General features: G+C 73.5%; 24 protein-coding genes. 6 read left to right on the top strand and 18 right to left on the bottom strand.

All coding sequences use genetic code 11. The features are described from left to right. The first annotated feature begins 37 nt into the window (after window positions 1-37). Window positions 38-808, top strand: a complete 771-nt coding sequence (locus D7318_RS19800; protein ID WP_230423910.1) for an IclR family transcriptional regulator — start codon at window positions 38-40, stop codon at window positions 806-808. Window positions 809-1,041: 233 nt separating this feature from the next. Here the strand turns inward: D7318_RS19800 and D7318_RS19795 are convergent, their stop codons facing one another. From D7318_RS19795 to D7318_RS19780, 4 genes are read right to left on the bottom strand one after another with little or no spacing between them, the layout of a single operon-like run. Further along, window positions 1,042-2,382, bottom strand: a complete 1,341-nt coding sequence (locus D7318_RS19795) for an ABC transporter substrate-binding protein (RefSeq protein WP_120698462.1) — start codon at window positions 2,380-2,382, stop codon at window positions 1,042-1,044. A 54-nt stretch (window positions 2,383-2,436) separates the two neighbouring features. Continuing rightward, window positions 2,437-3,360: a carbohydrate ABC transporter permease gene (locus D7318_RS19790; RefSeq protein WP_120698461.1), complete on the bottom strand. Its 924-nt coding sequence runs from the start codon at window positions 3,358-3,360 to the stop codon at window positions 2,437-2,439. Continuing rightward, window positions 3,357-4,268, bottom strand: coding sequence for a carbohydrate ABC transporter permease (locus D7318_RS19785; RefSeq protein ID WP_120698460.1), 912 nt, complete (start codon window positions 4,266-4,268; stop codon window positions 3,357-3,359). Before D7318_RS19785 ends, D7318_RS19790 begins: the two co-directional genes overlap by 4 nt. After that, on the bottom strand, window positions 4,265-5,104 hold the full coding sequence (locus D7318_RS19780) for an IclR family transcriptional regulator (protein ID WP_120698459.1): 840 nt from the start codon (window positions 5,102-5,104) through the stop codon (window positions 4,265-4,267). Before D7318_RS19780 ends, D7318_RS19785 begins: the two co-directional genes overlap by 4 nt. Before the next feature lie 180 nt (window positions 5,105-5,284). Here D7318_RS19780 and D7318_RS19775 point away from each other — a divergent pair, with 180 nt between their 5' ends. Next, window positions 5,285-6,547, top strand: a complete 1,263-nt coding sequence (locus tag D7318_RS19775; RefSeq protein WP_230423909.1) for a BNR-4 repeat-containing protein — start codon at window positions 5,285-5,287, stop codon at window positions 6,545-6,547. A 108-nt stretch (window positions 6,548-6,655) separates the two neighbouring features. Here the strand turns inward: D7318_RS19775 and D7318_RS19770 are convergent, their stop codons facing one another. The 9 genes from D7318_RS19770 to D7318_RS34980 form a co-directional block, all read right to left on the bottom strand. Next, the gene (locus tag D7318_RS19770) at window positions 6,656-7,456 is read right to left on the bottom strand and encodes an SDR family NAD(P)-dependent oxidoreductase (RefSeq protein ID WP_120698458.1); all 801 of its coding nucleotides are present in this window, start codon (window positions 7,454-7,456) and stop codon (window positions 6,656-6,658) included. Continuing rightward, window positions 7,453-8,379 carry a dihydrodipicolinate synthase family protein gene (locus tag D7318_RS19765; RefSeq protein ID WP_120698457.1) on the bottom strand — a complete coding sequence of 309 codons (927 nt, stop codon included), beginning with the start codon at window positions 8,377-8,379 and terminating at the stop codon, window positions 7,453-7,455. The genes D7318_RS19770 and D7318_RS19765 overlap by 4 nt, the downstream gene beginning before the upstream one ends. Next, window positions 8,376-9,602, bottom strand: coding sequence for a mandelate racemase/muconate lactonizing enzyme family protein (locus D7318_RS19760; RefSeq protein WP_120698456.1), 1,227 nt, complete (start codon window positions 9,600-9,602; stop codon window positions 8,376-8,378). Before D7318_RS19760 ends, D7318_RS19765 begins: the two co-directional genes overlap by 4 nt. A 164-nt stretch (window positions 9,603-9,766) precedes the next feature. Further along, window positions 9,767-10,198 carry an OsmC family protein gene (locus tag D7318_RS19755; protein ID WP_120698455.1) on the bottom strand — a complete coding sequence of 144 codons (432 nt, stop codon included), beginning with the start codon at window positions 10,196-10,198 and terminating at the stop codon, window positions 9,767-9,769. Further along, window positions 10,195-11,565: an LLM class flavin-dependent oxidoreductase gene (locus D7318_RS19750; RefSeq protein WP_120698454.1), complete on the bottom strand. Its 1,371-nt coding sequence runs from the start codon at window positions 11,563-11,565 to the stop codon at window positions 10,195-10,197. Before D7318_RS19750 ends, D7318_RS19755 begins: the two co-directional genes overlap by 4 nt. Next, window positions 11,552-12,655 (bottom strand): ABC transporter substrate-binding protein, encoded by a 1,104-nt coding sequence (locus D7318_RS19745; RefSeq protein WP_120698453.1) that lies wholly within the window; start codon window positions 12,653-12,655, stop codon window positions 11,552-11,554. Before D7318_RS19745 ends, D7318_RS19750 begins: the two co-directional genes overlap by 14 nt. Before the next feature lie 51 nt (window positions 12,656-12,706). Beyond that, window positions 12,707-13,435 carry an ABC transporter ATP-binding protein gene (locus D7318_RS19740; RefSeq protein ID WP_120698452.1) on the bottom strand — a complete coding sequence of 243 codons (729 nt, stop codon included), beginning with the start codon at window positions 13,433-13,435 and terminating at the stop codon, window positions 12,707-12,709. After that, window positions 13,432-14,307, bottom strand: coding sequence for an ABC transporter permease (locus tag D7318_RS19735; protein ID WP_120698451.1), 876 nt, complete (start codon window positions 14,305-14,307; stop codon window positions 13,432-13,434). The genes D7318_RS19740 and D7318_RS19735 overlap by 4 nt, the downstream gene beginning before the upstream one ends. Window positions 14,308-14,399: 92 nt before the next feature. After that, complete coding sequence (locus D7318_RS34980) at window positions 14,400-14,462, bottom strand: putative leader peptide (protein WP_408055515.1); 63 nt, start codon at window positions 14,460-14,462, stop codon at window positions 14,400-14,402. 127 nt (window positions 14,463-14,589) lie between these two features. Between D7318_RS34980 and D7318_RS19730 the strand changes: the two genes are divergently transcribed. Beyond that, a complete protein-coding gene (locus tag D7318_RS19730; protein ID WP_183091489.1) occupies window positions 14,590-15,246 on the top strand; it encodes a GntR family transcriptional regulator in 657 nt (218 codons plus the stop codon). 200 nt (window positions 15,247-15,446) lie between these two features. Here the strand turns inward: D7318_RS19730 and D7318_RS19725 are convergent, their stop codons facing one another. Continuing rightward, window positions 15,447-16,016 carry a TetR/AcrR family transcriptional regulator gene (locus tag D7318_RS19725; protein ID WP_183091490.1) on the bottom strand — a complete coding sequence of 190 codons (570 nt, stop codon included), beginning with the start codon at window positions 16,014-16,016 and terminating at the stop codon, window positions 15,447-15,449. Between the two features lie 119 nt (window positions 16,017-16,135). Here D7318_RS19725 and D7318_RS19720 point away from each other — a divergent pair, with 119 nt between their 5' ends. Continuing rightward, a complete protein-coding gene (locus D7318_RS19720; protein ID WP_183091491.1) occupies window positions 16,136-16,597 on the top strand; it encodes a zinc-binding dehydrogenase in 462 nt (153 codons plus the stop codon). Window positions 16,598-16,743: 146 nt separating this feature from the next. On the opposite strand, the gene D7318_RS32440 is transcribed toward D7318_RS19720, so the two are convergent. The 3 genes from D7318_RS32440 to D7318_RS19710 form a co-directional block, all read right to left on the bottom strand. Beyond that, window positions 16,744-16,944: a hypothetical protein gene (locus tag D7318_RS32440; protein WP_147437763.1), complete on the bottom strand. Its 201-nt coding sequence runs from the start codon at window positions 16,942-16,944 to the stop codon at window positions 16,744-16,746. Window positions 16,945-17,370: 426 nt separating this feature from the next. Next, window positions 17,371-18,534 carry an aldose epimerase family protein gene (locus tag D7318_RS19715; RefSeq protein WP_120698447.1) on the bottom strand — a complete coding sequence of 388 codons (1,164 nt, stop codon included), beginning with the start codon at window positions 18,532-18,534 and terminating at the stop codon, window positions 17,371-17,373. A 319-nt stretch (window positions 18,535-18,853) separates the two neighbouring features. Then, window positions 18,854-19,855, bottom strand: a complete 1,002-nt coding sequence (locus D7318_RS19710; protein ID WP_120698446.1) for a helix-turn-helix transcriptional regulator — start codon at window positions 19,853-19,855, stop codon at window positions 18,854-18,856. 158 nt (window positions 19,856-20,013) lie between these two features. Here D7318_RS19710 and D7318_RS19705 point away from each other — a divergent pair, with 158 nt between their 5' ends. Further along, window positions 20,014-23,793 carry a S8 family serine peptidase gene (locus D7318_RS19705; protein WP_120698445.1) on the top strand — a complete coding sequence of 1,260 codons (3,780 nt, stop codon included), beginning with the start codon at window positions 20,014-20,016 and terminating at the stop codon, window positions 23,791-23,793. A gap of 90 nt (window positions 23,794-23,883) precedes the next feature. On the opposite strand, the gene D7318_RS19700 is transcribed toward D7318_RS19705, so the two are convergent. Continuing rightward, a complete protein-coding gene (locus tag D7318_RS19700; protein WP_120698444.1) occupies window positions 23,884-24,558 on the bottom strand; it encodes a TetR/AcrR family transcriptional regulator in 675 nt (224 codons plus the stop codon). A 209-nt stretch (window positions 24,559-24,767) separates the two neighbouring features. Here D7318_RS19700 and D7318_RS19695 point away from each other — a divergent pair, with 209 nt between their 5' ends. Next, window positions 24,768-26,330, top strand: coding sequence for an MFS transporter (locus D7318_RS19695; RefSeq protein ID WP_220729710.1), 1,563 nt, complete (start codon window positions 24,768-24,770; stop codon window positions 26,328-26,330). The last annotated feature ends 4 nt before the right edge of the window (window positions 26,331-26,334 follow it).

Raw genomic sequence — 26,334 nt, 5'->3', positions numbered from 1 at the left:
GATCGGGGTATCCATGGCGTCGCGTATGAATCCCAGCGTGGGCACCGCAGTGGCGGGGACCCAGAGCGTGGAACGGGCGCTGTCCCTGCTGGCGTACTTCACGGACGAGCACCCCGAGCGCCGGATCGCGGAGCTCGTGGAGCTGACCGGGCTGGGGCAGTCCACCGTCTCCCGCCTGGTCAGCGCGCTGGAGGCGTTGGGATATCTGGCGCGGGACGAGCGCAGCGGGCTGCACAGGCTCGGCCCCCGGCTGATCTCGCTCGCCGGCGTCGCGCTCAACCAGTCCCCTGTGCACCGCGCCGCGCGCCAGGTCGCGCAGAACCTCGCCCACGAGACAGGGCTGGGCGCCAACGTCGCCGAGCGGCACGGGGACCAGCTGTTCTACCTGTGCCACTTCGAGGGCCCGAGGGCGCCGCGCTCGTTCACCCTCACCGGGCGCCTCGCGCCCCTGCACGCCACGGCGCTCGGCAAGGCGCTGCTGTGCGGCAGGCGCGCCGAGGACGTCAGGGCGCTCCTCGGCGAGGAGTACCCCGCCTTCACCGGCCGCACCCTGACCCGCCTCGACGCGCTGCTCGACGCGCTCGACGAGGTGGGCGCCCGCGGATACGCCACCGAGGTCGAGGAGTTGGCCCTCGGCCGCGCGTGCCTCGCGGCCCCGGTCAGGGACCGTTCGGGCGAGGTGGTCGCGGCGCTCTCCGTCTCCGGTTCGCTGTCCGCGCTCGACCTGCCGGAGCGGGAGGCCGAGCTGGCCCGCCGGGCCATCGAGTACGCCGACCAGATCTCGACGGGTCTCGGCTACCTGCATTAGCCCTGCCCGGGCGGGGTTCGAGCGCCGGTCCGCGCCGTCGGACGCGGTGCTCGCCCCCAGGCCCCTCCGGGGCCTGAGAGGTGCCCCCACAAGCAGACCCCTCCCCGGCCCGGGCGGGTGCCCCACGAGCAGATGCCTCGGGGCCTGGCGGAGGCGCGGGCCCGAAGCAGATCCGCCGGACGGGGCCTCGCCCCTGCCCGGCGGGCGCCGAGCCAGCCGCGCCGCGTGCCCGTTCAACGCTCCATGAGCCCGGTGATCTCCTCCCGCGCGGCGTTCATCGCGTCCCTGGCCGATGACCCGCCGACCAGCACCGCCTGGACCTGCTGGGCCACGACCTCCTCGATCTGCGCGTTCTGCGTGAGGTGCCAGAACGGGCCCGGGGTCGCCGTCGCGGTGATCCGCTCGGTCCACTCGGTGGTGAAGGCGTCCTGCGCGACGGCCGGGTCACCCAGGCCCTCCGCGGTGGTCGGCGGCAGCGCGAGGCGCTCGAAGTAGTCGGCGACCGTCGCGGTGTCGGACGTGGTGTGCAGCGCGAACTCCGTCGCGGCGTCCGAGCCTTCGCCGTCGACCACCACGATCACATGCCCCCACAGCAGCGCCTGCGGGGCGTCCCCCGAGGCGAGCACCGGGCGCGGCACCGGCACCATCGCGTCCGCGAGCGCGGGGTCGCTCGCCTGGGCGATGGTCGCGCCCTTGCCGATGACCGCGTCGTCGTAGAAGCCCACCCTGCCCTGCGCGAACAGCGCCCGCGCGTCGAAGCGGTCGACGTCGGCGGCGATGAGCCCGTCGTCGTAGAGCCGCTTGTACCACTCGACGGCCTCCACCGAGGCGTCGTCGCCGATGGTGACCGTGTCGCCCTCGACCAGGGTGGAGCCGAAGGTCCGCATCCACGGGAAGATGTCCTTGAGCTGCGCCACCTTGGTGGCCGCGGCGTAGGGGGTGATCCCTTCGAGGTCCTTGAGCGCGCGCAGCGCCTCCTCGAACTGCTCGATCGTGGTGGGCTGTTCGGTGATCCCGGCCGCGTCGAGCAGGGTGGAGTTGGCGATCAGCCCGATGGAGGCGGTGGTCCAGGGCAGCCCGTACTGGGTCCCTTCGTACTGTCCGCTGGTCAGCGCGGCCTCGGTGTAGCCGCCGCGGGCGGCGGCGTCCGAGAGGTCGAGGAGCCTGCCCATCGGGGCGAGGGCGCCGAGCCAGGCGATGTCGAGCTGGACGGCGCCGGTGACCTGGCCGCCGCGCAGCTTGAGGGTGAGCTGGGTGAGGTAGTCGTTGTAGGGATAGGAGACCGCGTCGATGCTGACGTCCTCGGCGCTCTCCCAGTCGGCGACGATCGCCTCCACGACCGGCTTGCTCGCCTCCTCGTTGAGCGACCAGGAGGAGAAGCCGAACGTGGAGGCGGACGCGTCGCCACCGCCGCCGCCCGAGCCGCCGGACGGCGCGCACGCGGACAGCGCCCCCGCGCCTGCGGCCCCCATGGCGCCGAGGCCGAGCAGGCGCAGCGTGTCTCGGCGGCGCAGCCCGGCCCCCGGGCGCGCTGTCCCGGGCGCCAGGCCCTGGCGGGTGCGGAATCTGGACATGGGAGTTCTCCTTGTTTCAACTCTTCGGTGAAGGTCGGCTCTCGGGGGTCGGGGTCAGCTCTTGACGGCCCCGGCGGTGAGCCCGCCGACCAGGTAGCGCTGGAGGAAGGTGAACGCGATGACCACGGGCAGCGAGACGATCAGCGAGGCCGCCATCAGCGCGGGCCAGGACGTCTGGAACTCACCGATGTAGGTGTTCACCAGCCCGGGCGGCAGGGTCTGGGTGTCCCGGTCGGCCAGGGTGAGGGCGAAGATGAAGTCGTTCCAGCCGCGGACGAAGGCGAACAGCCCGGCGGCGACCATGCCGGGCGCCGCCAGCGGGGCGACGATGGTGTGCAGCGTGCGCCAGCGCGAGGCGCCGTCGATGGCCGCCGCCTCGAGCAGGGCGTCGGGCACGGTGTCGAAGATCCCCTTCAGCATCCACACGCACAGCGGCATGGTGAAGGTGGTGAAGGACAGGATCAGCGCGGCATAGGTGTTGAGCAGCCCGAACTCACTGAACACCGCGTAGAGCGTGATGAGCAGCAGGGCCTGCGGGAACATCTGCGAGGCCAGCACGAAGTTCATCAACGATGTGCGGCCGCGGTAGCGGAACTTGGAGAACGAGTAGCCCATGTAGGCCGAGACGACGACGCTGAGCACCGCCGTGATCGACGCCACCACGACGCTGTTGAGCATGTAGCGGAACAGTGCCTCGTTCTCGGCGAAGGCGCGGAAGTGCTCGAGCGTGACGGCCCGCGGGAACAGGTCGGGCGGGAAGCGGAACGCCCGGTCGTCCGGGCTCAGGGCGGTGACGAGCATCCAGTAGACGGGCAGCAGCCCGAAGAGCCCGATCACGCCCACCGCCGCCCACGCCGCGACGCTCGAACGCCTCTGGTCGGCCCTGCGTCGGCGCTTCACGGGGGCGGGGGCGGGTGGCGCGGGGGGCCCGCCCTTGGCAGGGCGCACGGCCGGGGTCACGGTGTCCATGGCGCTCATCGGTCGGTCTCCCTCTCGAACATCCGCAGATACAGCCCGACAAGACCGAGCAGCAGCACCATCCACAGCCCGCCGAGCGCGGTGGCCCGGCCCAGGTCGAAGCCGTGGAACGCCTCCCGGTACACGGCCACCGCGAACGTCTCGGTGGACCCGGCGGGGCCGCCCCCGGTGAGCACGTAGATGGTGTCGAAGTGCTGGAAGTTCCAGATGAACTCGAGCAGGATCGCGATCGCCGCCACCCCGCGCACCCCGGGCCAGGTGACGGTGAAGAAGCGGCGGATCGCCCCGGAGCCGTCCACGGCGGCCGCCTCGTGCAGCTCCCTGGGCACGGTCTGGAGCGCGGCCAGCATCATCACCATGATCCAGGGGAAGCTGGCCCAGCTCTTGGTGACGATCACCGCGAGCATCGCCGTCCCCGGCTCGCCCAGCCAGCCGACGGACTCCTCGATCAGGCCGAGCCGGGTCAACACGCCGTTGAGCACCCCGTAGTTGGCGTTGAAGATCCACATCCACAGGAAGGACACCACGACGCCGGGGATGACCCAGGGGAAGAGGAAGAGGCCGCGCAGGAAGCCACTGCCCCTGATCCCCGAGTTCAACGCGAGGGCGAGGGCGAAGCCGAGGACGAACGGGATCGCGGTGGCACCCAGGGTGAAGACCGCCGTCTGGCGCAGCACCGGCCAGAAGTCGCCCTGGAGCGCCTCGCGGTAGTTGCTCAGGCCCACGAAGGAACGCCCGGGCAGCACGAGGGACTGCTCGAAGAAGCCGGTCACCAGCGAGGCGATCAACGGGTAGCAGACGATGGCGGCGAACAGGGCCATGCCGGGGAGCGTGAGCAGCAGCGCGAACGCGGTGTTCGACAGCCGCTCGCCGCGCCGGGGGCGGGCCGCGCCGATGAGGGGCGTCATGACCTGCCCCCGGCGCGCGCCGCGGCACCGGCGGGCGGCCCGGCGTCCGTGCCGGGCCCCGGTGGTCCGACATAGCCGAGGGCGACGCTCACGGAGTCGGCCGCCTCGATCACTGCGCGGGCCAACTCCCGCTTGCGGCGGTCGAGATCGACGGTCGAGAGCGGCCCCGATATGGAGATGGCGGCGGTGATGGCCCCTGAGCGGTCCCTGATGGGCGCCGCCACACAGGACCGGCCGTGCGCCAACTCCTCGACCTCCGTGGCGTAGCCGCGCCGCGCCGCCTCGGCCAGGTGCTCGTCGAGCGCGCGGTGGCTGGTGAGGGTGCGGGCGGTGAAGGGGCGCAGGGCCTCGTCGGGCAGCAGGGCCCTGCGTTCGCCCGCGTCGAGGGCGAGCAGCAGGCACTTGCCGAGGCCGGTGGCGTGCAGGGGCTTGCGCTGGCCGCTGAGCACGGTGTTGCGGGGGGCCAGCGGGCCCTCGAAGTTGAGCAGGTAGAACAGCGAGGCGGAGCGGCGCACCGCGACGTTGACGCCGAGGCCGACGCGGGCGGCGAGCTCCTGGCCGAGCTGTCTGGCCTCGCGGTGCACCGGGTGCTGGTTGAGGGCGACCCCGCCCAGGGTGATGGGGGCGACGCCGAGCCGGTAGAGGCCGCTGACGCCGTCGCGTTCGACATAGTCCAGCGACTCCAGGGTGGTCAGGAGCCGGGAGGTGGTGGAGGCGCCGAGCCCGGTGTGCCGCACGACGTCGGAGACGCGCAGCTCCGGCGGTCCCGCGAGGAAGGCGCGCAGCACGGACACCGCCCGTTCGACGCTCTGGTTGTTGCCCTGATCGGAAGCCATGCCGTCTCCAGTGAATCTCACATGCAACATGTGGGATCGTCGACCGTATATTGAGCCCGCGTCAACCCCCGTGCGGGCATCAATTGCACCGGGCGGCGCAGAAAGCATTGACGTGTGCTCAGCATGTGGCAACGCTCCCTGCATCACGCATGTTCCATGCATGTTAAGGGAGATGACTCCATGAACGTGCCGCTGAGGCGCCTGCTCCTCGTGCTGGCGACCGCACTGGCCACCGTGCTGCCGCTCGGCACCCCCGCGGCAGCCGCGCCCGCCGACCTCACCGAGGTCCCCTATCCGATGGACTCCTCCAACCAGGCCGCCTGGTGGACGCCCGTCGCCACCTACCGGGGCGCCGGGGAGTACGCCTACTTCGCGTTCAACGAGCCGGGCTCCCAGCCCGGCACCCACCGCGTCGCCATCGCCCGCCGCGACCCCTCGGGCGGCTGGAGCAGGCTGCCGGTGCTGAACGGCGGCGGCCCCGCCGAGTACACCGACGACATCGGCCACAACCAGCCGTCCATGGCCCGCGACGGCAGCGGGCGGTTCCACGTCTTCGCCTCGATGCACAACAACACGTGGCGGTACTTCCGTTCGGACACCACGGGCGGCGCCCCGACCAACCACGCGGCGGACCTCCCCGACCAGGGGAAGAACGTCACCTACCCGGTGCTCACCAGCACCCCTGAGGGCGACCTCTACCTGATCGCCCGGGTGCAGGAGGGCACGCGGCGCGCGGGCAACCTGTACCACTGGGACAACGACGCGTCGTCCTGGAGCAAGGTCGGCAGCTTCGCCGCCGCCGACGGGCGGTCCGTCTACCCGGACGACCTCCAGGTGGACTCGGCGGGCGATCTGCACCTCCTCTTCGAGTGGTCACTCGCCCCCTCGTCGGCCTTCAGGCACGAGCTGTCCTACCTGAAGTACAGCCCGTCCACCGGGGTGTTCAGGGACCACGCGGGCGCCGAGGCCGCCGTCCCCGTGACCCCGGCGAGTGCCGATGTGATCCAGCCCATCGAGGCCGGGGAGAGCTATCAGGACGAGGCGGGCCCCGCGGTGCAGAGCGCCAAGCTGACCCTCGACGGCACCTCCCCCAAGGTCGCCTACCGCTACCGCTTGGCGACCAGCGGCGGCCTCTTCCATGTGCGGTACGCCTACCTCCGCGACGGCGCGTGGGCGCGGCAGACGGTGTACTCGGGCGGCCAGACCACCGCGGCGCTCGGCCTCACATGGGACGAGACGGAGGGCAAGCGCGTCTACTTCGCCACCGCGTCAGGCGCCGACCGCGCGCGGGTCGCCACCGAGTCGGGCGGCACATGGAGCAGCGCCTCCGTCGCCCCAGGGCTACCGATCGACCGGCTCGCGGTGCGGCGCAACGCCAGCGGCCAGGACATCCTCTACCTGGTGGACACCCAGGGCGGAAGGCTGCACTACGCCCGCAACTGAGCCCTGCCCGGGCGGCTTTCGGGGACCGGTCTGCGGCGTGGCACCTCCCGGGCCCGGACTCCGCCCGGGGGCCACGCCGCCCGGAGGGGCGTTGTCCGGGCGGCGCGCTCACTCGCTCGTGGCCCCCGGCGGGGACCCTGGCTCCAACAGGAACCTCGCCCGCAGGTCGGGGCGCAGCCAGGCCGCGGGGGATGAGATGGAGAGTCCGCCGTCCACGGGGAGCACGGTCCCGGTGATGAACGACGCGGCGGGCGAGGAGAGGAAGGCGACCGCCGCGGCGACCTCCTCAGGGCGGCCGATCCTGCCCAGCGGGTAGCCCTCGGTCACCCGGGGCAGCGCGGGGCCGCCCGCCCCGTCGCCGATCATGCCGGGGGCCACCGCGTTCACCCGGATCCCCGCGGGCCCGTAGTCGAGCGCCAACTGCCGCACCAGGCCCTCGACTCCCGCCTTGGCCGCCGCGTACCCGGGGAGCCCGGGCGCGGCGAGGAAGGCGTTGACCGAGGTGACGGCGGTGATCGCGGATCCCGGGCCGAGATGGGGCAGGGCGGCCCTGACCGGGTAGAAGGCGGTGTCAAGGGTGGCCTCCTGGGCGAGCCGCCACTGCCGTTCGGTCGTGTCCCCCGCGCGGGCCACCGGCATCGCGGCGGCGGCCAGGACGAGGACGTCGAGCCGCCCCAGCGCGCCGACGGCGGCCGCCACCGCCGCCTCGGCGCCCTCGGGGCGCGCACAGTCGGCCGCTGTGTAGTAGGCGAAGGAGTGCGTGAAGGAGTCCGCGAGCTCCTCGCGCGGGCCCGGTTCGAGCCCGCACCCGGCGACCGCGACGCCGTCATCGGCGAGCGCGCGGGCGATCGCCAGGCCGATCGGGGAGGTCGCGCCGACGACCAACGCGCCGCGCCCGGCCGGGCTCACGCCCCGCCGCCCGCCAGCTGCCTGGCGCCCACCGGGGGCAGTGCCAGGCGGGCGAGGATCCGCCGCAGCCCCGCGGCCGCGGCAGGCGGCAGCGCCGCGGCGGGCAGCCGCACCGTGGCCGAGGAGATCAGGCCGCGCTCCACCAGCACCTCCTTGTGCACGGCCCACGCGAGGCCCGGCTGCATGCCGTGGCGGATCAGCGGCAGCAGGCGCTCGAACCCGGCCTGTGCCCGCTCGTCGCGGCCCGCCGCGGCGTCGTCGAGCACCACGCGCAGCAGGTCGGTGAACTCGCAGGCGGGCATGGTGCCGACGCTGCCCGCGGCCAGCTCGTCGAGCACGAACAGGGCGTTCTGCCCGCCCAGCACGTCGAAGCCGCCGGGCGCCGCGGCGACCATGGCCGCGCACTTGGTCGGCGTGGGCGGGGACTCGATCTTCACCGAGTCGACGCCCGCAAGCCCGCCGAGCTCGGCGAGCAGCGGCACGGGCATCGGCACCCCCGTGGTGGCCGCCGCGTCCTGGACCATCAGCGAGCCACCGGTGGCCTCACCCAACGTTCCGTAGAATTCCACGAGTTGCCCGGGGGACGGCTTGGCGAGGAACGGGGGCAGCACCATCAGGGCGTTCGCTCCGCAGGTCAGCGCCTGCCCGGCCTGCTCGAGCGCGGTGGCCAGGCTGGTCGCGCCGACGCCCGCCACCACGGGGACGGCGCCCGCGACCACGGCGGTGACCTCGCGGAGGATGGCCTCCCGGTCGTCGGCCGTCAGGGCGAAGCCCTCGCTCGCCATGCCGAACACGGCGACGCCCTCGGCTCCCGCGTCGAGCTGGAACTCGGTGAGGGTGCGCAGGGAGGGCAGGTCGAGGGCTCCATCGGGCTGGAACGGGGTGGCGAGGACCGGCACGAGTCCGCGGACGACATTGCTCATCGGTTCTCCGAGGGATCGGCGGAAGGGTGGTGGGCCGAGCGGTGGGCCGAGGGGTGGACGGTGGCGTGACGGATGACGAAGTCCTCGTCGATGTCGACCCCGAGCCCCGGGCCTTCGGGCAGGGGCAGCCCGGTGCCCGGGGTGCCGACCAGCGGGGCGCGCAGCACCCGGCTCGCCGCCTCCCAGGTGGTCGGCTGGTACTCGAAGTACGGCATGTCGGGCAGCGCGGCGGCCAGGTGGAGCCCTGCGGCGGTGGCCACCCCGAGGCCGACCGAGTGGTGCGGGGCGACGGGCACGTGGTGGGCCGCGGCAAGCTCGGCGATCGACAGGGCCTCGGTGAGCCCGGTGCGCGCCACGTCGGGCTGGGCGACGCGGAGCGCCCTGCGGTCGAGCCAGTGGCGGAACTCGTAGGCGTTGCGCAGGGTTTCGCCGATGGCGACGGGCAGGTCGAGCCTCCGTTGCAGCTCGCGGTGGCCCTCCACGTCCTCGGGGGCCAGGGGCGCCTCGAGGAACGCGACGCGCTCGCGCCGTTGCAGCGCGGTCCCCAGGCGGGCGGCGTCCGAGACGCCATAGGCCCAGTGCGCGTCCACGGCCACCCGCAGCCGCTCGTCGGCCGCGAGCACGGCGTCCACCGTGGCCAGGTCCTCGCGCACTCCCCTGCCCAGGTGGAGCTTGATCAGGGTGACGCCCCGCGCGGCCCAGTCGGCGGCCAGGGCGGCCCTGGCCTCGTCGGTGTCCGCGGGCAGCCCCGAGACATAGGCGGGGACCGTTCCGCGGAAGGCGCCGCCGAGCAACTCGGCGACGGGCACGCCGCGTTGCCTGCCAAGAAGGTCCCAGAGCGCGATGTCGACGGCGGCCAGCGCGTCGGCCTGGTGGCCCGTCAGGTGGCCACGTTCGCGCATCAGGTCACGCAGCCGGTGCCACGCGGGGCGCACGCCGCCGACGCGGGCGCCGATGAGGGTGGGGCGCAGCAGGCGGCTGACGATCTCGGCCGGGATCTCGGGCCCCACGGGGGCCAGCGCCTCGCCCCACCCCGTGGTCCCGTCCGAGGCCGTGATCGCGACCAGCAGGGTCTCGAACCGGGAGGCGTACAGGCTGCGCCAGGGCGCCCGCACCACATAGCCGCGGTCCTCGGTCAGCTCGCTGCCGTCGTCGAGGCGCCCCAGGTAGACCTGGTCGTGTGCGAGCTTGAGCACATAGGCCCGCACCTCAGCGATGTGCATCGCAGTACCGTCCCGTCGACGCGCGGCAGTTCAATGAGCCACAGAGTCCCATATGCTGCAAGAGACATGCAAGGTATGGATAGCGAGCGGCACAGCTTCGCGGATGACGATCGGCACGGCGGGGCAGGCGACCAGGGTGCGGCGCGGGGTGGGGGGGCGCGCGTTCAGTCGTGGGCGAGGCGCGGGGGTTCGAGGTGGAGGGCGATCGTGCCTCCGCGTCTGATCGTGTTGTAGATCGGGCACGTACCGGTGAAGCGGGCGATGATCTCGCGCGCGGTGGGCGCGGGGACGTGTGGGAGGTCCACGGTCAGCCGCACCTCGCGGTAGCGCGTCTCGTCCTCCGCGTCGCGCAGCGACTCCGCCCTGACGGTGGCGTCGGTGAGGTCAGCGCCGAGGTCGGTGCCGTGGCGGTCGATGTTGCTCAGGGCGCACGAGGCCACGGCCGCCATGAACAGCTCGCCCGCGGTGATCGCCTCGGGCTGTCCCGAACGGGAGTCGGACACCAGGTGGTTGGTGCCCGCGCTCAGCAGGTAGCGGCCGCTCGTGCCGGTCAGGCGGCCGCTCACCGCCGAGCGCCCCTCGGTCGGCGCGGTCATGGCGTGTCCTCCCGCGCGGCGCGGCGGCGCCACTCCCCCGCGGTGGGCCGCGCCAGGCCGAGGTGGTCCCGCAGCGTGGTGCCCTCGTAGTCGGTCCTGAACAGCCCACGCCGCTGGAGCTCGGGCACCACTCCCTCGCCGAACTCGTCGAAGGCGCCCGGCTGGTAGACGGCGGTGACGGTGAACCCGTCGCAGGCGCCGCCGGTGAACCACTCCTCGAGGCCGTCGGCGACCTCGCGCGGCGTGCCGACGAAGTCGCCCTCGTGCGTGCCGCCGTACCGCCGCCCCAGCTGGCGCAGGGTCATGCCGTGCTTCTCGGTCAGCTCGCGCACCTCCTGGTAGTGGCCCTGGACGCCGGGAACGTCGACGTCGGGGAGGCGTTCGTCGTGCGGGAAGGGCGCGAGGTCGATGTCCAGGTGGTAGGAGAGGGTGGAGAGCCCGGCCTCGGGGACGACCAGGTCGGCGAGCTCGGCGGACTTGGCGCGGGCCGCCTCGGTGGTGTCGGCGACGATCGGGGTGATCGCGGGCAGGATCTTGATCTCGCGCGGGTCGCGGCCATGGGCGGCCGCGCGGCCCTTGATGTCGGCGTAGAAGTCCCGCGCGGACTCGAGGGAGGCGTGGCTACAGAAGATGACGTCGGCCCACCGGCTGGCGAAGTCGCGCCCGGCCGGGGAGGCCCCCGCCTGGATCAGCACGGGGTAACCCTGCGGCGGGCGGGCGACGTTGAGCGGGCCCTGGACGTCGAACCACGCGCCGTGGTGGTCGACGCGGTGGACCCGCGCGGGGTCGGCGAACAGGGGCGCGTCGCGGTCGAGCACCAGCGCGTCGTCGTCCCAGCTGTCCCACAGCTCCGCGGTGACCCGCACGAACTCCTCCGCGCGCAGATAGCGGCTGGCGCGGTCGATGTGCGTCTCGCGGCCGAAGTTGCGCGCCTCGGCGTCCTGGAACGAGGTGACCACGTTCCACGCGGCGCGCCCGCCGGAGAGGTGGTCGAGGGTGGCGAACGAGCGCGCCACGGAGTAGGGCTCGGCGTAGGTGGTCGACACGGTGGCGGCCAGGCCGAGGTGTTCGGTCGCCCCGGCCAGCACGCCGAGGACCGGGGTGGGGTCGAGGCGCATCGAGCCGAGCGCGCCGTGGCGCAGCTGCGGGTCGGGGCTGCCGCCGTAGCGGTCGGGGACGGCGAGGATGTCGGCGAAGAACACCAGGTCGAAACGGGCCCGTTCGAGGGTGCGCCCGATCCGCCGGTAGTAGGCGGCCGACCGCCAGTCGGACACCGAGGCGGGGTGGCGCCAGCCGCCGGGGCGCCCCGGGCCCGCGGTGACGAACGCGGCGAGGTGGAGCTGGTCGTCACGGTCAGGCGAGGGCATCGGAGACCGCCTCCCTGACCGCGTCGAAGCGGCTGTCGGTCAGCCACTCGGCCGCCTCGATCCGCTGGGGGTAGACGCCCAACGTGTGGAAGTTGTCGGCCATTTCCTGGGTGCTCCGCGCGGCCTCGTCGGAGACGGGGCCGATCCGTTCATCGGCCAGGGACTCCGAGAGCCGCCTGGCGTCGACGAGGTCGCGGTAGGACTCGCGGGCGAGCTCGTCGTCGCCGAAGCCGCCGTCGGCGGCGAAGGCCGCGACGGCGTCCTCGGTCCTGGTGTTGATCCACCGCTGCGCGTCGCGCACGGCCCGCACGGTCCGCACGGCGGTGTCGAGGTGGGCGTCGGCGAACTCCTCGCTCGCGACGTAGTAGGCGTGGTCGTAGGTGCGAAGTCCTGGCAGCGCGGTGGCGCCGTGCCGCCGCTTGGCCAGCTCGATCTGCGGCTGCCAGCTGACCCACGCGTCCACGGACCCGCCCGCGAACGCGGCCTCGGCGTCGGCCGCCGCGAGGTTCTGGTACTCGATGTCGTCCATGGTGAGCCCGGCGCTCTCCAGGTATCTGATGAGGCTGTAGGTGCCGGTGGTGCCCTGCTGGTCGGCCACGCGCTTGCCGCGCAGGTCGGCCGCGCCGGTGATGGGCGATCCCGGCGGGACGAGGATGTCGAGGGAGTTGTCGGGCAGCGGGAAGGCGGCGAGCGGGACCAGGGGGACCTGGCCGCCGATGCCGTAGATCACGGCCGTGGCGGTGGCGAAGGTGAAGTCGATCTCGCCCGCCTTCAACGCCTCCATCACCGGGAGCGAGGCGGTGAATCCCGGCTGCCAGGTGACGGGGACGCCGCCGAGCGCCTCGCCGAGGTCGTTGCCGCCGAGCGCGGTGCGCAGCACGGCGGGGACGCCGACCGTGCCGTCGCCGATGACGGCGTAGCGGAGCGCGTCGGGGACCGATGAGTCGTCGGTGCCGATGTCGCCGCCCGAGCTCCGGCCGCAGGCGGCGAGCGCGAGGGCGGTGAGCCCGGCGAGGCCGGTGCCGATGAGGCCGCGGCGGGTCGGCCCGGTGAGGGCGGTGGCGGGGCGGGTGGTCGGTGGTCCGGGCATGGGGGTGCCTTTCGGGAGGTGGGACGGTGTGCGGGGCGGGGGCGGGGGCGTTCAGCCGAGCGGGGTGCCGTGGGCGAGGAGTTCGTCGAGGAGTTCGCCGCGCCAGGCGGCGATCCTGGCGTCGCCGCGGCGGCGCGGCCTCGGCAGGTCGACGGCGAGGTCGCGGGTGATGCGGCCTTCGGCGAGCACGAGGACGCGGTCGGACAGGGCGAGTGCCTCGTCGACGTCGTGGGTGACGAGCAGCACGGTGGCGCCGCTGGACGTCCAGAGCCCTTCGAGGAGCTCCTGCATCCTGACCCGGGTGAGGGCGTCGAGGGCGCCGAACGGCTCGTCGAGCAGCAGCAGATCGGGCCGGTGGGCCAACGCCCGTGCGAGGGCGACGCGTTGGCGCTGTCCGCCGGAGAGGTCCGAGGGCCACGCCCGGTGGCGGTCGGCGAGGCCGACCGCGTCGATCAGGGCCGGAACGTGGTCGGCGCCTTCGCGTTCGAGGCCGAGTCGGACGTTGGCCTCGACGCGCAGCCACGGCAGCAGCCTGTCCTCCTGGAACATGGGCCTGACGCGGGGCGTGCCCCCGTCGGGGCGGGTGAGGCCGATGCGCCCGCCGTCCGGCCGCTCGAGCCCGGCGACCAGGCGCAGCAGCGTTGACTTGCCCGTGCCACTCGCGCCGATGAGCGACACGAAGGCGCCGGGCGCGACGTCGAGGTCGAGGTCGCGCAGGACGGGCGAGGCATAGGTCTTGGCCAGCGCGCGCAGGCGCACGGCCGTGCCGGTGGCGCTCATGTGGCGGCCCCCCTGCGGAAGTGGGGGTGCCAGGGCAGGGCGAACCGCTCGACGAGCCGCACCAGCAGGTCGGCGAGGAAGCCCGCGAGCGCGTAGAGCAGGATCGCCAGGACGATCTGGTCGGTCCTCAGCTGCTCCCTTGCGTTCTGGGCGAGGAAGCCGATGCCGTCCCTCGACGCGATCGTCTCGGCGACCACCAGGGTCAGCCAGGCGACGCCGAGGGCGTAGCGGATGCCGGTGAGGATGGAGGGCAGCGCGCCGGGGACGACGACGCGGCGGATCACGCCGAGGGGGCCGAGCCCGTAGGAGCGGCCCAGCTCGATCAGCCTGGGGTCGACGCCGCGGATGCCGTTGACGGTGTTGAGGTAGACGGGGAAGAGCGTGCCGAGGGCGACGAGCAGGACCTTCGGCAGCTCGCCGATGCCGAACCAGGCGATCATCAGCGGAACGAGCGCCAGGTGCGGGATCGTGCGGACCATCTGGAGCGAGCGGTCGAACAGGCCCTCGGCGATGGCGGACATCCCGACGGCGAAGCCGAGCAGGAGTCCCGCCGTGGCGCCGAGCGCGAAGCCGATGGCGATGCGGCGCAGCGAGATCAGGACGTTCCGCTGGAGGTCGCCGGTCTCGGCGAGATAGGTGCCCGCGTCGATGACATCGCTGAGGGCGGGCAGCGTCGCGGGCGGGATCAGCCCGCTCGACGAGCCGGTCTGCCAGATGACGAGCAGGGCGGCGGGAACGACCCAGGGCAGCAGGGCCCGCGCGAGGCGGCGGGCGTTCCGCGGGGTCGGGCCGGTCGACGGGCGTGGCGCGGTGGGGCGTTGGACGGAGGCGCGCGGGGCGTTCTCCCGCGCACGGGCGGGTGGTGCGGGCATCGGGGAGCCTTCTGGGACGCAGGCCTGGGCCCGTGGCGGACCGGGGACGGGCGGCACCGCGATCGGCCGGAGGTGCTCCGTGCCGTCGCGGGTCAGCTACAGAAGGCGCCCGCCGTGCGCACCAGGTCGATGTGGCGGCGGCAGGTCAGCAACATCCCGGCCTCTCCACTCATGCCCCTCACCCTGAACGACAGGCGCCGCCGCGTCAATGCGATCGACGTCACATGAATGCAGCTGTCGACAGGCGTCGACGTACCCGAAGTGGGCGTCAGAATGGGGACCATGGCGATCTCAGCTACCGCGTCGGCCGGGTCAGGGGACACGGAGACCTACCGGCTCATCCGCCAACAGATCCTCGACGGGGTCCTCATACCGGGCCGCGCGCTCACATCGAGCGGTCTCGCGGGCGAGTTGGGGGTCTCCCGCTCGCCCGTGCGGGAGGCGTTGAGCCGCCTGGAGCTGGAGGGCCTGCTCGAACGGACGGCGGCCGGCTATCTGGTGCCGCGGCGCTCCGCCGAGGAGATCCTGGAGATCTGCGACGCGCGCATCGCGCTCGACGCGGCGGCGGCGCACGCGTCGGCGCTGCACGCGTCGGAGCTGGATCTGGCGCGCCTGGCGCACCTGTTGGAGCGGGCCGAGCGGACGGAGGACACCGCGGGCCGCCTCGCCCTTGACCATGAGTTCCACCTGGCGCTGCGCGCGGCAAGCCGCAACGCGACGATCAGCCGCCTGCTCGACGGCCTGGAGACGCAGCTCGCGGCCTATGACTCGACGTCGACCTCGGCGGAGGCCAACCTGGAGCTGATCCTGGAGGAGCACCGCCGGATCCTCGACGCGGTCCGCGCGCGCGACGCGGAGCGGGCGCGCCTGGAGATGACGGCGCACCAGACCCGCGCCCGTGACCTGCGCGTCGCCACCCTGGCCCGCGGGGAGGCGTGAACGGCCGTTTCATGGCGTTTCGTGGCGTTCCATCGGCCTGGGGACGGCCCGGGGACGGGCTGTGGCGCGGCTCGTCGGACATCGTTCCTCCCCTCCTGGCCAGGGGCGCCTCCCGGCGCGGAGCCGACCCTCCACCCCGCGGATGAGAAACGGTTCAGCCCGGCCTTGGAGCTTCTGAGCAGGGGGATCGCGGGAGGCCGCTACCGCTCGGCCCCCTGCGGGACCGCCGTCTCGAGCGCGGTGAGGACGAGATCCAGGTGGCGACGCCAGTCGGAGGTCGGGCTCGGCTTGAAATACATCGTCGACATGACCCCGCACACCAGGGCGGGGAAGTCGCCGAACGTGAGGTCCCCGCGGAGCACCCCGGCCCGCACGCCGCGCTCGATGATCCGCCTCACGCGCTCGGCGAAGAGCGCCTTCTGCTCCTCGACGCCCTCCCACCTGAGGTCGGAGCCGCCCAGGAGCGCGAGCTGGAACGCCGAGTCGCACTCCGCCTGTTCGAGGTAGCCGACGAACACCGCGCGGAACGCGGCGGCCGGGTCGTCGATCGACTCCGCGCGCTCGGCGAGGTCGATCAGCCCGAGGTAGCGCCGCCGCACGATCTCGACGAAGAGGTCCTGCTTGCTCGCGAAGTTCCGGTAGAGCGTGCCGAGGCCGACGTTCGCGTCCGCGGCGATCTCCTCCATCTGCACGTCGCGGCCCCTGGCCGCGAAGAGCCGCGCCGCCGAGTCCAGCAGCCTCTCCCGGTTGCGACGAGCGTCGGAGCGCATCGGGGTCCCCTCTCCACCGCGGTGGCTTGACATCCGGAATCTTTACTTCCGCATCTTCTCGGAACTGAGCGGAAGCGTAGTTCCGCTTCTGCTTCATGGATCGACCACAGGGAGTCCGCATGCCGTCCGCGTTCGCCAGGGCCGTTCAGTTCGACCGGTACACCGGGCGACGAGGTGATCGGCTGGCGCCGAAGGCGGGCGACACCGTCGCGGTCTCGGCCGCCGCCGGAGGGATCGGCTCCACCGTGGCCCAACTCCCGCGGGAGAAGGGCGTCGCTGTCCTCGCGATCGCCGCCGAGCGCCACGGCGACTGGCTGCGCTCCCTCGGCGCGACCCCCGTCGCCTACGGCGAGGGCATCGAGGCCCGGCTCACCGAAGCGGCGGGTGAGGGCGGGATCGAAGGACTCGTCGACCTGCGGGGGCCCGAGTACCTCGACAACGCCCGCGCGCTCGGCGCACTCGCCGCGGACGGCCGCCTCCGCATCCGCGTCGCGGCGACCTACCCCCTCGCCGACGTCGTGGCCGCGATGACCGAGCTGGAGACCGGCCGAGCCGACGGCGAGATCGTGCTCGAGCCGTGAAGGCCGAAGGCCCTGCACGGAGCCTTCGGCCCGGCCGAACGTCCCGCCGCGCCGGACGGTGGTCGGCGGTCCGGCCCGAGCCGGGGCCGGGTGACTCGGACCCGGCTCCCCCCTCCGGGGCCGGACCGCCGACAGCTGGTGAGTGACTAGCAATCCACCTTGACCTTGATCCAGCGCCCCTCGTAGTAGACCTCGACGTAGCAGCCCGCCGACGCGCTCTGCTGCTCCGCCGACGCGCTGCTCGCGCCGACGGTGGAGCCGAACAGGCCGATCGCCATCAGCGCGCCGACGACCACCGCGCTCGTGCGGACTCCGCGGGACCTGTGGGATCTGTGGGACACGGACATGGTGCTGCCTCCTGGTTGCATCGGTGAGAACGATGGTTCGCTCGTGCCAGGTGGTGCGCAGGACGCCGGAACGCGCACCGCGTGGTGCACGTTGCCGTCGCTCGCGTTGACTGTACAGACAGCCAGTGAAGCGGGCAACGGCGCCCCCCGCCCACGGCCGTCGGATGCCCCGGGACGAACGGCCCCTGGATCGCTCGGGCTTCGAGCCTGCGGTACGACGACCTGGTGGGCGTTCGGGGTCACGCCGGTCGCCCGCGTGGGGCGCGGGCTGTCGCGGGGCGGCGGGAGCACGTCCGTGCAGACGGCGACGACGCGGGCGCCGCGTTCGACGGCCGCGCGCAGCGCCTCGCGGCCGCGTCGGAATGCGAAGGCCGCTCCCCCGGATCCCCGGGACCGTCGGCAGCCGGTCCCGGGGGTCAGGCGGGCTCAGCGGGCGGCGAAGCGGTGGACCGTCGTCGACCGGTAGGTCTCGCCGGGGCGCAGCACGGTGCTGGGGAACGCGGGCTGGTTGGGCGAGTCGGGGAAGTGCTGGGTCTCCAGGCACAGCCCGTCGCCCTGCCGATAGGCGCGGCCCGAGGTGCCGACAAGGCCGCCGTCCAGGAAGTTCCCGCTGTAGAACTGCACGCCAGGCTCGGTCGTCGCCACCGACATCGCACGCCCCGAGGAGGGGTCCTGGAGGGTGGCGATGTGCCGCGGCCTGGCGGTGATCCCCTTGTCCAGCACGAAGTTGTGGTCGAAACCCCGCCCGTGCAACAGCTGCTCGTGGTCCTCCCTGATGTCCTCGCCCACGGGCTTGGCGCGGCGGAAGTCGAACGGCGTGCCCCGCACGGACGCCAGCTCCCCGGTCGGTATCAGCGTCTCCCCCACCGGCGTGTAGCGGGCCGCGTCGATCTCAAGACGGTGGTCGAGGACGGTGCCCGAGCCCTCGCCCGCGAGGTTGAAATACGTGTGGTTGGTGAGGTTCACCACCGTCGGGGCATCCGTCGTCGCCCGGTAGTCGATGCGGAAGTCGCCGTCGTCGGTGAGCGTGTAGACGACCGTGACATCCAGCGTTCCCGGATACCCCATCTCGCCGTCCGGGCTCACCCGGCGCAGGATCAGCGAGTTCTGGCCCTCCGCGGTGACCTCCCACACGCGCTTGTCGAAGCCCTGGTCGCCGCCGTGCAGGCTGTTGGGCCCGTCGTTGACCGGCAGTTGATAGGCCGAGCCGTCCAGCGTGAAGCGGCCCCCGGCGATGCGGTTGCCGTAACGGCCGATCAACGCGCCGAAGTAGGTCGTGGCGGTCAGATACGGCTCCAGGGTGGCGAAGCCGAGCGAGACGTTGACGGTGCGCCCGCGGCGGTCGGGTATCTCGAGGGACTGCACGACGCCGCCATAGCTGAGCACGGCGAGCCGGGTGCCGCCGCGGGCCAGCGTCCAGCGTTCGACCCCGGTCCCGTCGGGCAGTTGCCCGAACGGCTCGCTCCGCGGCGGCTCTTCGCCGTGCCCGCCGCCCGTGGGCGAGGCGGCGGCGGCGCCAGGGACCCCGGCGACCGCGGCGGCCACGCCCGCCGCGCCCGAGGCCAGGATGGTGCGTCTGTCGGTACTCATGATCCGGCGGCTCCTTCGGACAGAGAGAACGGGTCGCACACGAACATGGCGGATCAGCCCGCGCCGCGAGAACACCGGATTCAGGACACGCGGGGAGGACGGTGGCGCTCGACAGAACCCATGGACATCGCCGCGTCCCGTGCGACATATCGAACATGGTTCGAGGTACGGGGCAGAACCTAGTGACCCGGGTGACGGCCCGTCAAGATGGCGTCCCCGACGGCTTCCCCGCACGCCCCCTTGACGGCGGGCGAAGGCCGCGCACCCACGCGGTCGCGGAGCGCGGTGATCCGCGGCCCGCCGCTCGCCGCGGCGCGGGTCAGATGAGGCCGCGGCGGGCGGCCTGCCAGGCCAGCTGCATCCGGTTCGCCGCGCCCGTCAGGCTCATCAGGTGCTGGACGCGGCGCTGCACCGTGCGTCGGCTGAGCTGGAGCTGGCTGGCTATCGCCTTGTCGGACACGCCCGCCACGAGCAGCGAGAGCAGGTGCTGGTCGCCCGCCGTCAACGGCTCGTCCACGCCGACCCCTTCGGTGCCGGTGACCTCGCCCGAGGCGCTGACCCGCAGGGGCACGCCGTCCTCCCAGTTGCGTTCGAAGAGGGCGATCAGCGCGTCCAGGAGGCTGCTGCCGCGCAGGATGGCGACCGTCACCTCCTCCTCGCTGCCGTGCGGGCCGCCGGAGACCAGGGGGCAGATCGCCAGGGAGCGGTCCACGATGGCCATGCGCAGCGGGAGTTGGGGGACGGCGCGCGCGACCTCGCCCGCGCGCACGCCCTGGACGACGTTCGCCACGGCGCCCGGCTCCTCGAAGAACGCCCGCTCGTACAGCACCCGGTACCGCACGCCGCGGGCCAGCGCCCGGTACTCGTCGGTGTTGCTGCCCGAGGGCATCGCGACATACTGCGCCTTGCAGAACCACAGCATCTCGTGGCGCGCGCCGCTCTGGAGCTGCCGCAGGTGGCGGCGGAGCGTCTCGGCGCCCGTGATGACCTCGATGAGCTGCCCGGCGTCGCGGCGGCGCCTGGCGCCTCGGTAGATGTCGGCCAGGTCCGACATGGCGGCGCGCGCCTGGTCGAGGGCGTCGGTCTGCCGCTTGAGGCGCGGGAGCAGGGCGACGTCGGGCGGGCTGGCGGCGAACGCGAGCGGCTCGCGGCCCACCCGGTTGACCAGGCCCTTGCGTTCGAGGGCCGAGAGCACGCGCTCCACGTAGTCGGGGTTGAGCCCGGTGCGTCCGGCCGCGTCGTCGGGGGTCGCGCTCTCGACCGCGACCAGCAGCCGGTACACGGCCTCCTCGTCGCCGCTCAGCCCTGCCGCCTCCAGCATCGTGCCCTCCTGTGCCCCAGCTCCCCCTCCCGCCGCAATTATCACCGATGTCCCACGGCGGGGTGTCGTAGTGGCGACATGTCACCACTGCGACAGGGAGAACGCGTGACAGCGCCGTTCGGACCGGCCGATGCTGCCTCCCTGGAGGTACGACGCAGATGAGATGGTCAAGACGGCGTCCGACGACGCTGATCACCACGACGCTCCTGATCGCCGCGGGCATGACGGCACCGGCCGCGGCGGTCGCGCCCGCCGCGCCCGAGGCGCCAGGGGCTCCGGCGAGCGCGGGTTCCGCGGGCGGGGCGAGCGCGACCGTGCGGCTGGTGACCGGTGACACGGTGCTGGTCTCCGAGACCGGCGACGGCAGGCAGGTCGCCCAGGCGCGGCCCGGGCCCGGGCGCGAGGACATCGCCTTCCAGGTGCGGGAGTCGGACGGCGCGCTGACCGTGATGCCGTCGGACGCCTGGCCGTTGGTGGCCACGGGCGCCCTCGACCCGCGGCTGTTCGACGTGAGCGGGCTGATCGCGCAGGGCTACGACGCGGCGCACTCCGACGCGTTGCCGCTGATCCTGGCGCGCCCCGCGGGTGTGTCGGCGCGTGCGGTCGACGCCCTGGCCGAGCTGCACGACGACGGCGCGCCCAGCCGTGACCTGGCCAGCGTCGACGCGACGTCGGTGTGGATCGCCGCCGACGAACTCGACGATTTCTGGGCCGAGTTGGTCCCCTCGGGCGATCGCGTGGACGCGGCCGTGGCCGCCGCGACGCCCCGGGTCTGGCTGGACGGGAGGGTCAGCGCGTCGCTCGACCGCAGCACCGGCCAGATCAACGCGCCCGCCGCGTGGTCGGCCGGGCTCGACGGCAGCGGCGTCACGGTCGCGGTGCTCGACACGGGCGCGGACGCCGAACACCCGGACCTGGAAGGGCGGATCTCCCGGTCCGCGAACTTCTCGTCGAGCGACGGCACGCACGACGCGTTCGGCCATGGCACCCATGTGGCCGCCACGGTCGCGGGCGGCGGCGCGGGCTCGGACGGCGCGCGGCGCGGCGTCGCGCCCGAGGCCGACCTCATCGTCGGCAAGGTGCTCGGGGACGACGGCTACGGCAGCGACTCCTCGGTGATCGCGGGCATGGAGTGGGCGGTCGACGAGGGCGCCGACGTCGTCAACCTCAGCCTCGGCGACGACGCGGGGACCGATGGGCTCGACCCCGTGGCCCTGTCGCTCAACGAGCTGACGGCGAGCAGCGGCACGTTGTTCGTGGTCGCCGCCGGAAACAACGGGCAGGCGGGGGACGGTTCGGTCGGCTCACCGGGATCGGCCGACGCGGCGCTGACGGTCGGCGCGGTGGACCGCGAGGACGCGCTCGCCGACTTCTCCAGCCGGGGCCCGCGCCCGCGCGACGGCGCGGTCAAGCCCGATGTCACCGCGCCCGGCGTCGGCATCGTCGCGGCCCGCGCGTCCGGCACCTCGATGGGCGAGCCGGTGGACGCCCTGTACACGGGCGCCAATGGCACCTCGATGGCGACCCCGCACGTGGCGGGCGCGGCGGCGCTGCTGGCGCAGGCGAACCCCGACTGGTCGGCCGAGCGGCTGAAGGACGCGCTGATCAGCACGTCCGAGACGATCGCCGACACCCGGGTGACCGAGCAGGGCGGCGGCCGGATCGACGTCGGCGCGGCGGTCAACGCGCGGGTGACGGCGACCGGCACCGCCTCGCTCGGCACGTTCGCGCCCGACGAGGGTGAAGGGGACGGCGGCGGCGCGGCCGACGCCGAGCCGGTCACGCTGCGTTGGACCAACGACTCCGACGAGCCCGTCACCCTCGCCCTCGACATCGCCCTTGCCACCTCGGGCGGGCGCGAACTGCCCGCCGAGGCGGCCGCGTTGGACACCGACACGATCACCGTGGCGGGCGGCGCCACCGAGGAGGTGACGGTGCGGCCCGACCCGGCGGGCGTGGCGTACGGCGGCTACTACGGCTATGTCACCGCGACCGGCGAGGACGGCGAGGTCGTCGCGCACACCACCGTGAGCCTGGTGGTCACAGCGCCGGTGCACCGCGTCACCCCCCGCGTGATCGGGGTGGACGGCGAGCCGCTGCCGTGGGACCTGCCGCTGATCTGGGGCCCCGAGGGCTTCGCGACGTACGACACCAGCACGTCGCCGCCGACCGCCCTGGTGCCGGAGGGCGTGCACGTCTTCGCGACCTTCGCGGAGAACCTCGACGCCGAGAACCTCCCCGAGTACCGGATGGCCTATCTGCCCGAGGTGAACGTCACCGAGGACACCGAGGTGACGCTCGACCTGAGCGAGACGACGCCGGTCGAGGTCCGCACGCCCGAGCCCGCCGAGCAACGCACGTGGCTGACGTTCGGGACCTATCGCGAGATCGAGGGGCGCAGCTGGTCCAACTCCGTGCAGTACCCGATCGGCCAGGCGCGGCTGTGGATCTCGCCGTCCGAGCAGGTGACACGGGGCGAGTTCGAGTTCACGGCGCGTTGGCAGCTCACGGCGCCGCTGGTGACGGCGGAGGTGCAGGGGGCGCGCGACCTGGACGTCGACCCGTACTACCTGGGCCAGTCGCCGCTGTTCGACGCGCGGGAGCGGCTTGCCGTGGTGGACGCGGGCCCGGTCGACGAGCCGCGCTTCCGCGGGGCGCGCGGCAAGCTCGCCGTGCTCGACGGCGACCAGGGCAGCTACGCGGAGCTGGCGCAGGCGGCGGCCGACGCCGGGGCGGCGGGCGTGGTGCTGGTGGCCGCGGAGGGCGCGACGGCGTGGACGACATGGCGGCCCGCCGGCGAACGGTTCGCCGTGCCGGTGCTGCGGATCAGCGCCGACGAGGCCGCAGCGTTGCTCGAAAGGGCCGAACGCCGCACCACCGCACTGACGTTGACGACCACGGAGGAGAGCCCCTATCTGTACGACCTCATGCAGGTGGTGTCGGGCGGCGTGCCCGACCGCGTCGTGCACACCGTCACGGAGCGCAACACCGCGCGCGTGCGCGCCACCTACAACGACCCGGGCGCCGGGTCGGGCTGGGGCACGTCCCACCATGTCGCGTGGCGCCCCTACCAGCGGGTGGTCTTCGTGGACCCGCCGCGGCAGATGCCGCTGGGCACCACCAGGACCGAGTACGTGAGCTCGGGCGACACGGTGTGGCAGAAGTTCGCGCACGACGCCGTGCCCTGGCTGACGGACTTCCCGATCATCGACTTCGCGACGCGCGAGGCGCCGCGCACCTACGGGTCCGACGACAGCCGTTCGGAGCGCTGGTTCGGGGCGGTCACGCGGCCCTCGATCCCGCGGGGGACGGCGACGCCTTCGGTGCGGGACGGCGACACGCTGCGGCTGGCGATCCCCGGGCTGACCGACTCGACCGCCGGGCACTGGGCCCCCGGCCTCGGCTCGTTGACGCTGACCCGCGACGGCACCGAAGTGGGCGCCGGGAGCGGCGGGTTCGCGGACCTCGCCGTTCCGGCCGGGCCCGGCGACTACCGTCTCGACCTGGCGACCGAACGTGACCCGGCGGAGTGGGGCTTCGGCACGGAGACCCACACCTCGTGGTCGTTCCGCTCGGACACCACGGACGAGCCGACGCCGTTGCCGCTGCTCCAGGTCGACTACGCGGTGGACGCGGACGCGCACAACGCGGTGCGCGACGGGCGCCGCCACACGCTGGGCCTGACGGTCCGCCACCAGGAGGGCCTCGCGGCGCCGCGCGGCGTGCGGGTGCGGGTCGAGGTGTCGTACGACGAAGGGGCCACGTTCGCGGCCGCCACCCGGGTCCGCGCCACGGGCGGCAACACCTTCGACGCCACCATCGAACGGCCGTCCAGGATCCGCGACGACGCGCATGTGACGCTGCGCGTCACGGCGACGGACGCGGCGGGCAACGCCGTCGAGCAGGTCGTCGAACGGGCGTATCTGCACCGCGGGTAGGGCGCCGACGCCCGGTCGGACGGCGGCCGTTGACGCCCGGGGTCCTGCCTCCCACCGGGAGGGAGGACCCCGGGCGCGCGCCCATGAGGGTCAGTGGGCGTGCGGTGCGCCCGAGGCGCTCTCGTGCTGCCGCTCCAGCGTCTCGCTGTGGGCCAGCAGCGCCGCGTAGTCCACGGCGGCGCCCCGGAGGAGCGCCTCGACGGCCTGTCCGGCCTCGGCGTCGCTCAGGTGGCGACGGCCGAACGTCGCGCGGTAGTGCACCAGTGACCCGACGATGTCGAGCAGCAGCTCACGGTCGAGGTCGGCCCGCAGGTCCCCCCTGGCGATCGCGCGGTCGAGCGTGTGGGCGACGGCCCGCCGGGACGGCTCGACCACGGTCTCCACGTAACGCGCCCTGAGCTGGGGATCGGTGGCGCAGTCGGCGTAGAGCGCGCTCAGGACGTCGGGCCTGATGGTGCGGTAGGCGGCGAGGAAGACCTGGAAGCTCTCCGCGATGTCGCACAGGGTGCATCCGGAGTCCGGCGGGGTGGGGACGTCGAGCCGGGTGGCGATGGCCGCGAGAGCCAGGGGCGCCCGCCCCGACCAGCGGCGGTAGATCGCGGGCCGTGAGGTCCCGGCGCGCCGCGCCACCTCTTCGAGGGACAGTCCTGGATACCCGGTCTCGTCGAGCGTCTCCAGGGTGGCCGCGATCACCGCCGCGTCGATGTGCCGATCGCGCGGGCGACCGGCGACCCCCTGCGCCGACCGGCTTCTCGCCTCCACCATGCCCTCAGGCTACCCGGCACGGCCGTTGCGCGACCGGACCGTATAACGTTACGTTGCGATACGGAATATAATCCTACCCAGGAGCGCCGCATGCGCAGGAACGTGCCCTCTCCCGCCCCGCCGACGAGCCCGATGACCCCGATGGGCCCGATGCCCCCGATGAGCCCTTCGACCCGACCCACAGGGCGCCGACCGGCCCGGTGGTCCCGTTGACCGGCCTCGGCGCGCCCGCGGTCGCGGACCGCGCCACCCCTCGCGAATGGGCCGGTCTCGCGCTGCTCGTGCTGCCCATGCTGATCCTCTCCATCGACCTGACCGTGCTGTTCTTCGCGCTCCCCACCCTCAGCGCGGACCTCGAACCCAGCGCCTCCCAGACGTTGTGGATCGTGCACGTCTACGGATTCCTCATCGCCGGGTTCCTCGTCACGATGGGCCGCCTCGGGGATCGCGTGGGACCGCGCCGCCTGCTGCTGGTCGGCGCCGCCGCGTTCGGCGCGCTCTCGGTGGTCGCCGCCTTCGCCGGCAGCGCCGAACTCCTCATCGCGGCCCGCGCGTTGCTCGGCGTGGCCGGTGCCACCCTGATGCCGTCGCTCTTCTCGCTGCTGCGCGTCATGTTTCGCGACGAGGGCCAGCGGCGCCTCGCGATCGCGATCATGTTCAGCGCGTTCTCGGTGGGGGGCGCGCTCGGGCCGCTGCTCGGCGGCTTCCTGCTCGAGCACTTCTGGTGGGGGGCCGTCTTCCTCATCAACGTGCCCCCGGTCGTGGCGCTCCTGCTCTGCGGGCCGAGGCTGCTCCCCGAACGCCCCGAGCGGACGACCGCGCCCCTCGACCCGGTCAGCGTGGCGCTCTCCGTGGCGGGCGTCCTCGGCGTGGTCCACGGGTTGCAGGAGATCGCCGCGGGGCACGAGTCAGGGGCCCAGGACGCCGGAGCGATCGGCTCGAACCTGGCGGTCATGGGCGCGGGGATCCTCCTGCTCGCCGCCTTCGTCCATCGGCAACGCCGCCTGCGCGCCCCGCTGTTCGACCTCGGGCTGCTCGCCGATCCACGGGTCGGCGCCGCACTGGCGACGCTGCTGCTCATCGGCATCGGCGTGGTCGGGACGTTCTACCTCTTCACCCAGTACCTCCAGTGGGCCGTCGGCCTCTCCCCCCTGCGCGCCGGTCTGTGGACGCTGCCCTACATCGTGCTCAACGTCGTCGGGGCGATGCTCGCGCCCGCCCTGAGCGCGCGCCTGCGGCAGGGCGCCGTCATCGTGGCCGGACTCGCGGTCGCCGCGCTCGGCATGACGCTGCTGCTCGCGCTCGCGGACCCCGACACCCCGCTGGCGCTGCTCATCGGCGCCCTCTCCGTCACCGCCCTCGGGCAGGGGGCTGGCACCGCCCTGATCAGCGATCTGATCATCTCGGGGGCGCCGAGCGAGCAGACCGGCTCGGCGGCGGCGGCCCAGGAGGTCAGCGGCGAGCTCGGCACCGCGCTCGGCGTGGCGGCCGGGGGCGCGGTGGGAACCCTCGTATACCGGGCCGCGCTGCCGGACGACCTGCCACCCGAGGTCCCCGACACGGCCGTGGCCGCCGCGCGCGCCAGCGTCCACGAGGGCGTCAGCACGGCGGAACGGCTCGACACGGGCGGTCCCGCGCTCCTCGACGCGGTGCACGAGGCGGTCGCGCAGGGGCTGCGGATGTTCGCCGGGGTGGGCGCGGGTCTCACCGCTCTCGCGGCGGTCCTGATCGCCGTCGTCGTGGCGAGGCGAAGGGCCGGGAGCGGCGGCTGAGACG

The sequence above is a fragment of the Streptomyces radicis genome (assembly GCF_003626575.1).
Classification (GTDB): domain Bacteria; phylum Actinomycetota; class Actinomycetes; order Streptomycetales; family Streptomycetaceae; genus Streptomyces; species Streptomyces radicis.
This window is presented reverse-complemented; position numbering and strand designations above follow the sequence as displayed.

Excerpts from the sequence above, each read along its gene's own strand:
- D7318_RS19795 (WP_120698462.1), bottom strand. The coding sequence starts at position 2,382 with ATGTCCAGATTCCGCACCCGCCAGGGCCTGGCGCCCGGGACAGCGCGC.
- D7318_RS19790 (WP_120698461.1), bottom strand. The coding sequence starts at position 3,360 with ATGAGCGCCATGGACACCGTGACCCCGGCCGTGCGCCCTGCCAAGGGC.
- D7318_RS19785 (WP_120698460.1), bottom strand. The coding sequence starts at position 4,268 with ATGACGCCCCTCATCGGCGCGGCCCGCCCCCGGCGCGGCGAGCGGCTG.
- D7318_RS19780 (WP_120698459.1), bottom strand. The coding sequence starts at position 5,104 with ATGGCTTCCGATCAGGGCAACAACCAGAGCGTCGAACGGGCGGTGTCC.
- D7318_RS19775 (WP_230423909.1), top strand. The coding sequence starts at position 5,285 with ATGAACGTGCCGCTGAGGCGCCTGCTCCTCGTGCTGGCGACCGCACTG.
- D7318_RS19765 (WP_120698457.1), bottom strand. The coding sequence starts at position 8,379 with ATGAGCAATGTCGTCCGCGGACTCGTGCCGGTCCTCGCCACCCCGTTC.
- D7318_RS19760 (WP_120698456.1), bottom strand. The coding sequence starts at position 9,602 with ATGCACATCGCTGAGGTGCGGGCCTATGTGCTCAAGCTCGCACACGAC.
- D7318_RS19755 (WP_120698455.1), bottom strand. The coding sequence starts at position 10,198 with ATGACCGCGCCGACCGAGGGGCGCTCGGCGGTGAGCGGCCGCCTGACC.
- D7318_RS19750 (WP_120698454.1), bottom strand. The coding sequence starts at position 11,565 with ATGCCCTCGCCTGACCGTGACGACCAGCTCCACCTCGCCGCGTTCGTC.
- D7318_RS19745 (WP_120698453.1), bottom strand. The coding sequence starts at position 12,655 with ATGCCCGGACCACCGACCACCCGCCCCGCCACCGCCCTCACCGGGCCG.
- D7318_RS19740 (WP_120698452.1), bottom strand. The coding sequence starts at position 13,435 with ATGAGCGCCACCGGCACGGCCGTGCGCCTGCGCGCGCTGGCCAAGACC.
- D7318_RS19735 (WP_120698451.1), bottom strand. The coding sequence starts at position 14,307 with ATGCCCGCACCACCCGCCCGTGCGCGGGAGAACGCCCCGCGCGCCTCC.
- D7318_RS19730 (WP_183091489.1), top strand. The coding sequence starts at position 14,590 with ATGGCGATCTCAGCTACCGCGTCGGCCGGGTCAGGGGACACGGAGACC.
- D7318_RS19725 (WP_183091490.1), bottom strand. The coding sequence starts at position 16,016 with ATGCGCTCCGACGCTCGTCGCAACCGGGAGAGGCTGCTGGACTCGGCG.
- D7318_RS19720 (WP_183091491.1), top strand. The coding sequence starts at position 16,136 with ATGCCGTCCGCGTTCGCCAGGGCCGTTCAGTTCGACCGGTACACCGGG.
- D7318_RS32440 (WP_147437763.1), bottom strand. The coding sequence starts at position 16,944 with ATGTCCGTGTCCCACAGATCCCACAGGTCCCGCGGAGTCCGCACGAGC.
- D7318_RS19715 (WP_120698447.1), bottom strand. The coding sequence starts at position 18,534 with ATGAGTACCGACAGACGCACCATCCTGGCCTCGGGCGCGGCGGGCGTG.
- D7318_RS19710 (WP_120698446.1), bottom strand. The coding sequence starts at position 19,855 with ATGCTGGAGGCGGCAGGGCTGAGCGGCGACGAGGAGGCCGTGTACCGG.
- D7318_RS19705 (WP_120698445.1), top strand. The coding sequence starts at position 20,014 with ATGAGATGGTCAAGACGGCGTCCGACGACGCTGATCACCACGACGCTC.
- D7318_RS19700 (WP_120698444.1), bottom strand. The coding sequence starts at position 24,558 with ATGGTGGAGGCGAGAAGCCGGTCGGCGCAGGGGGTCGCCGGTCGCCCG.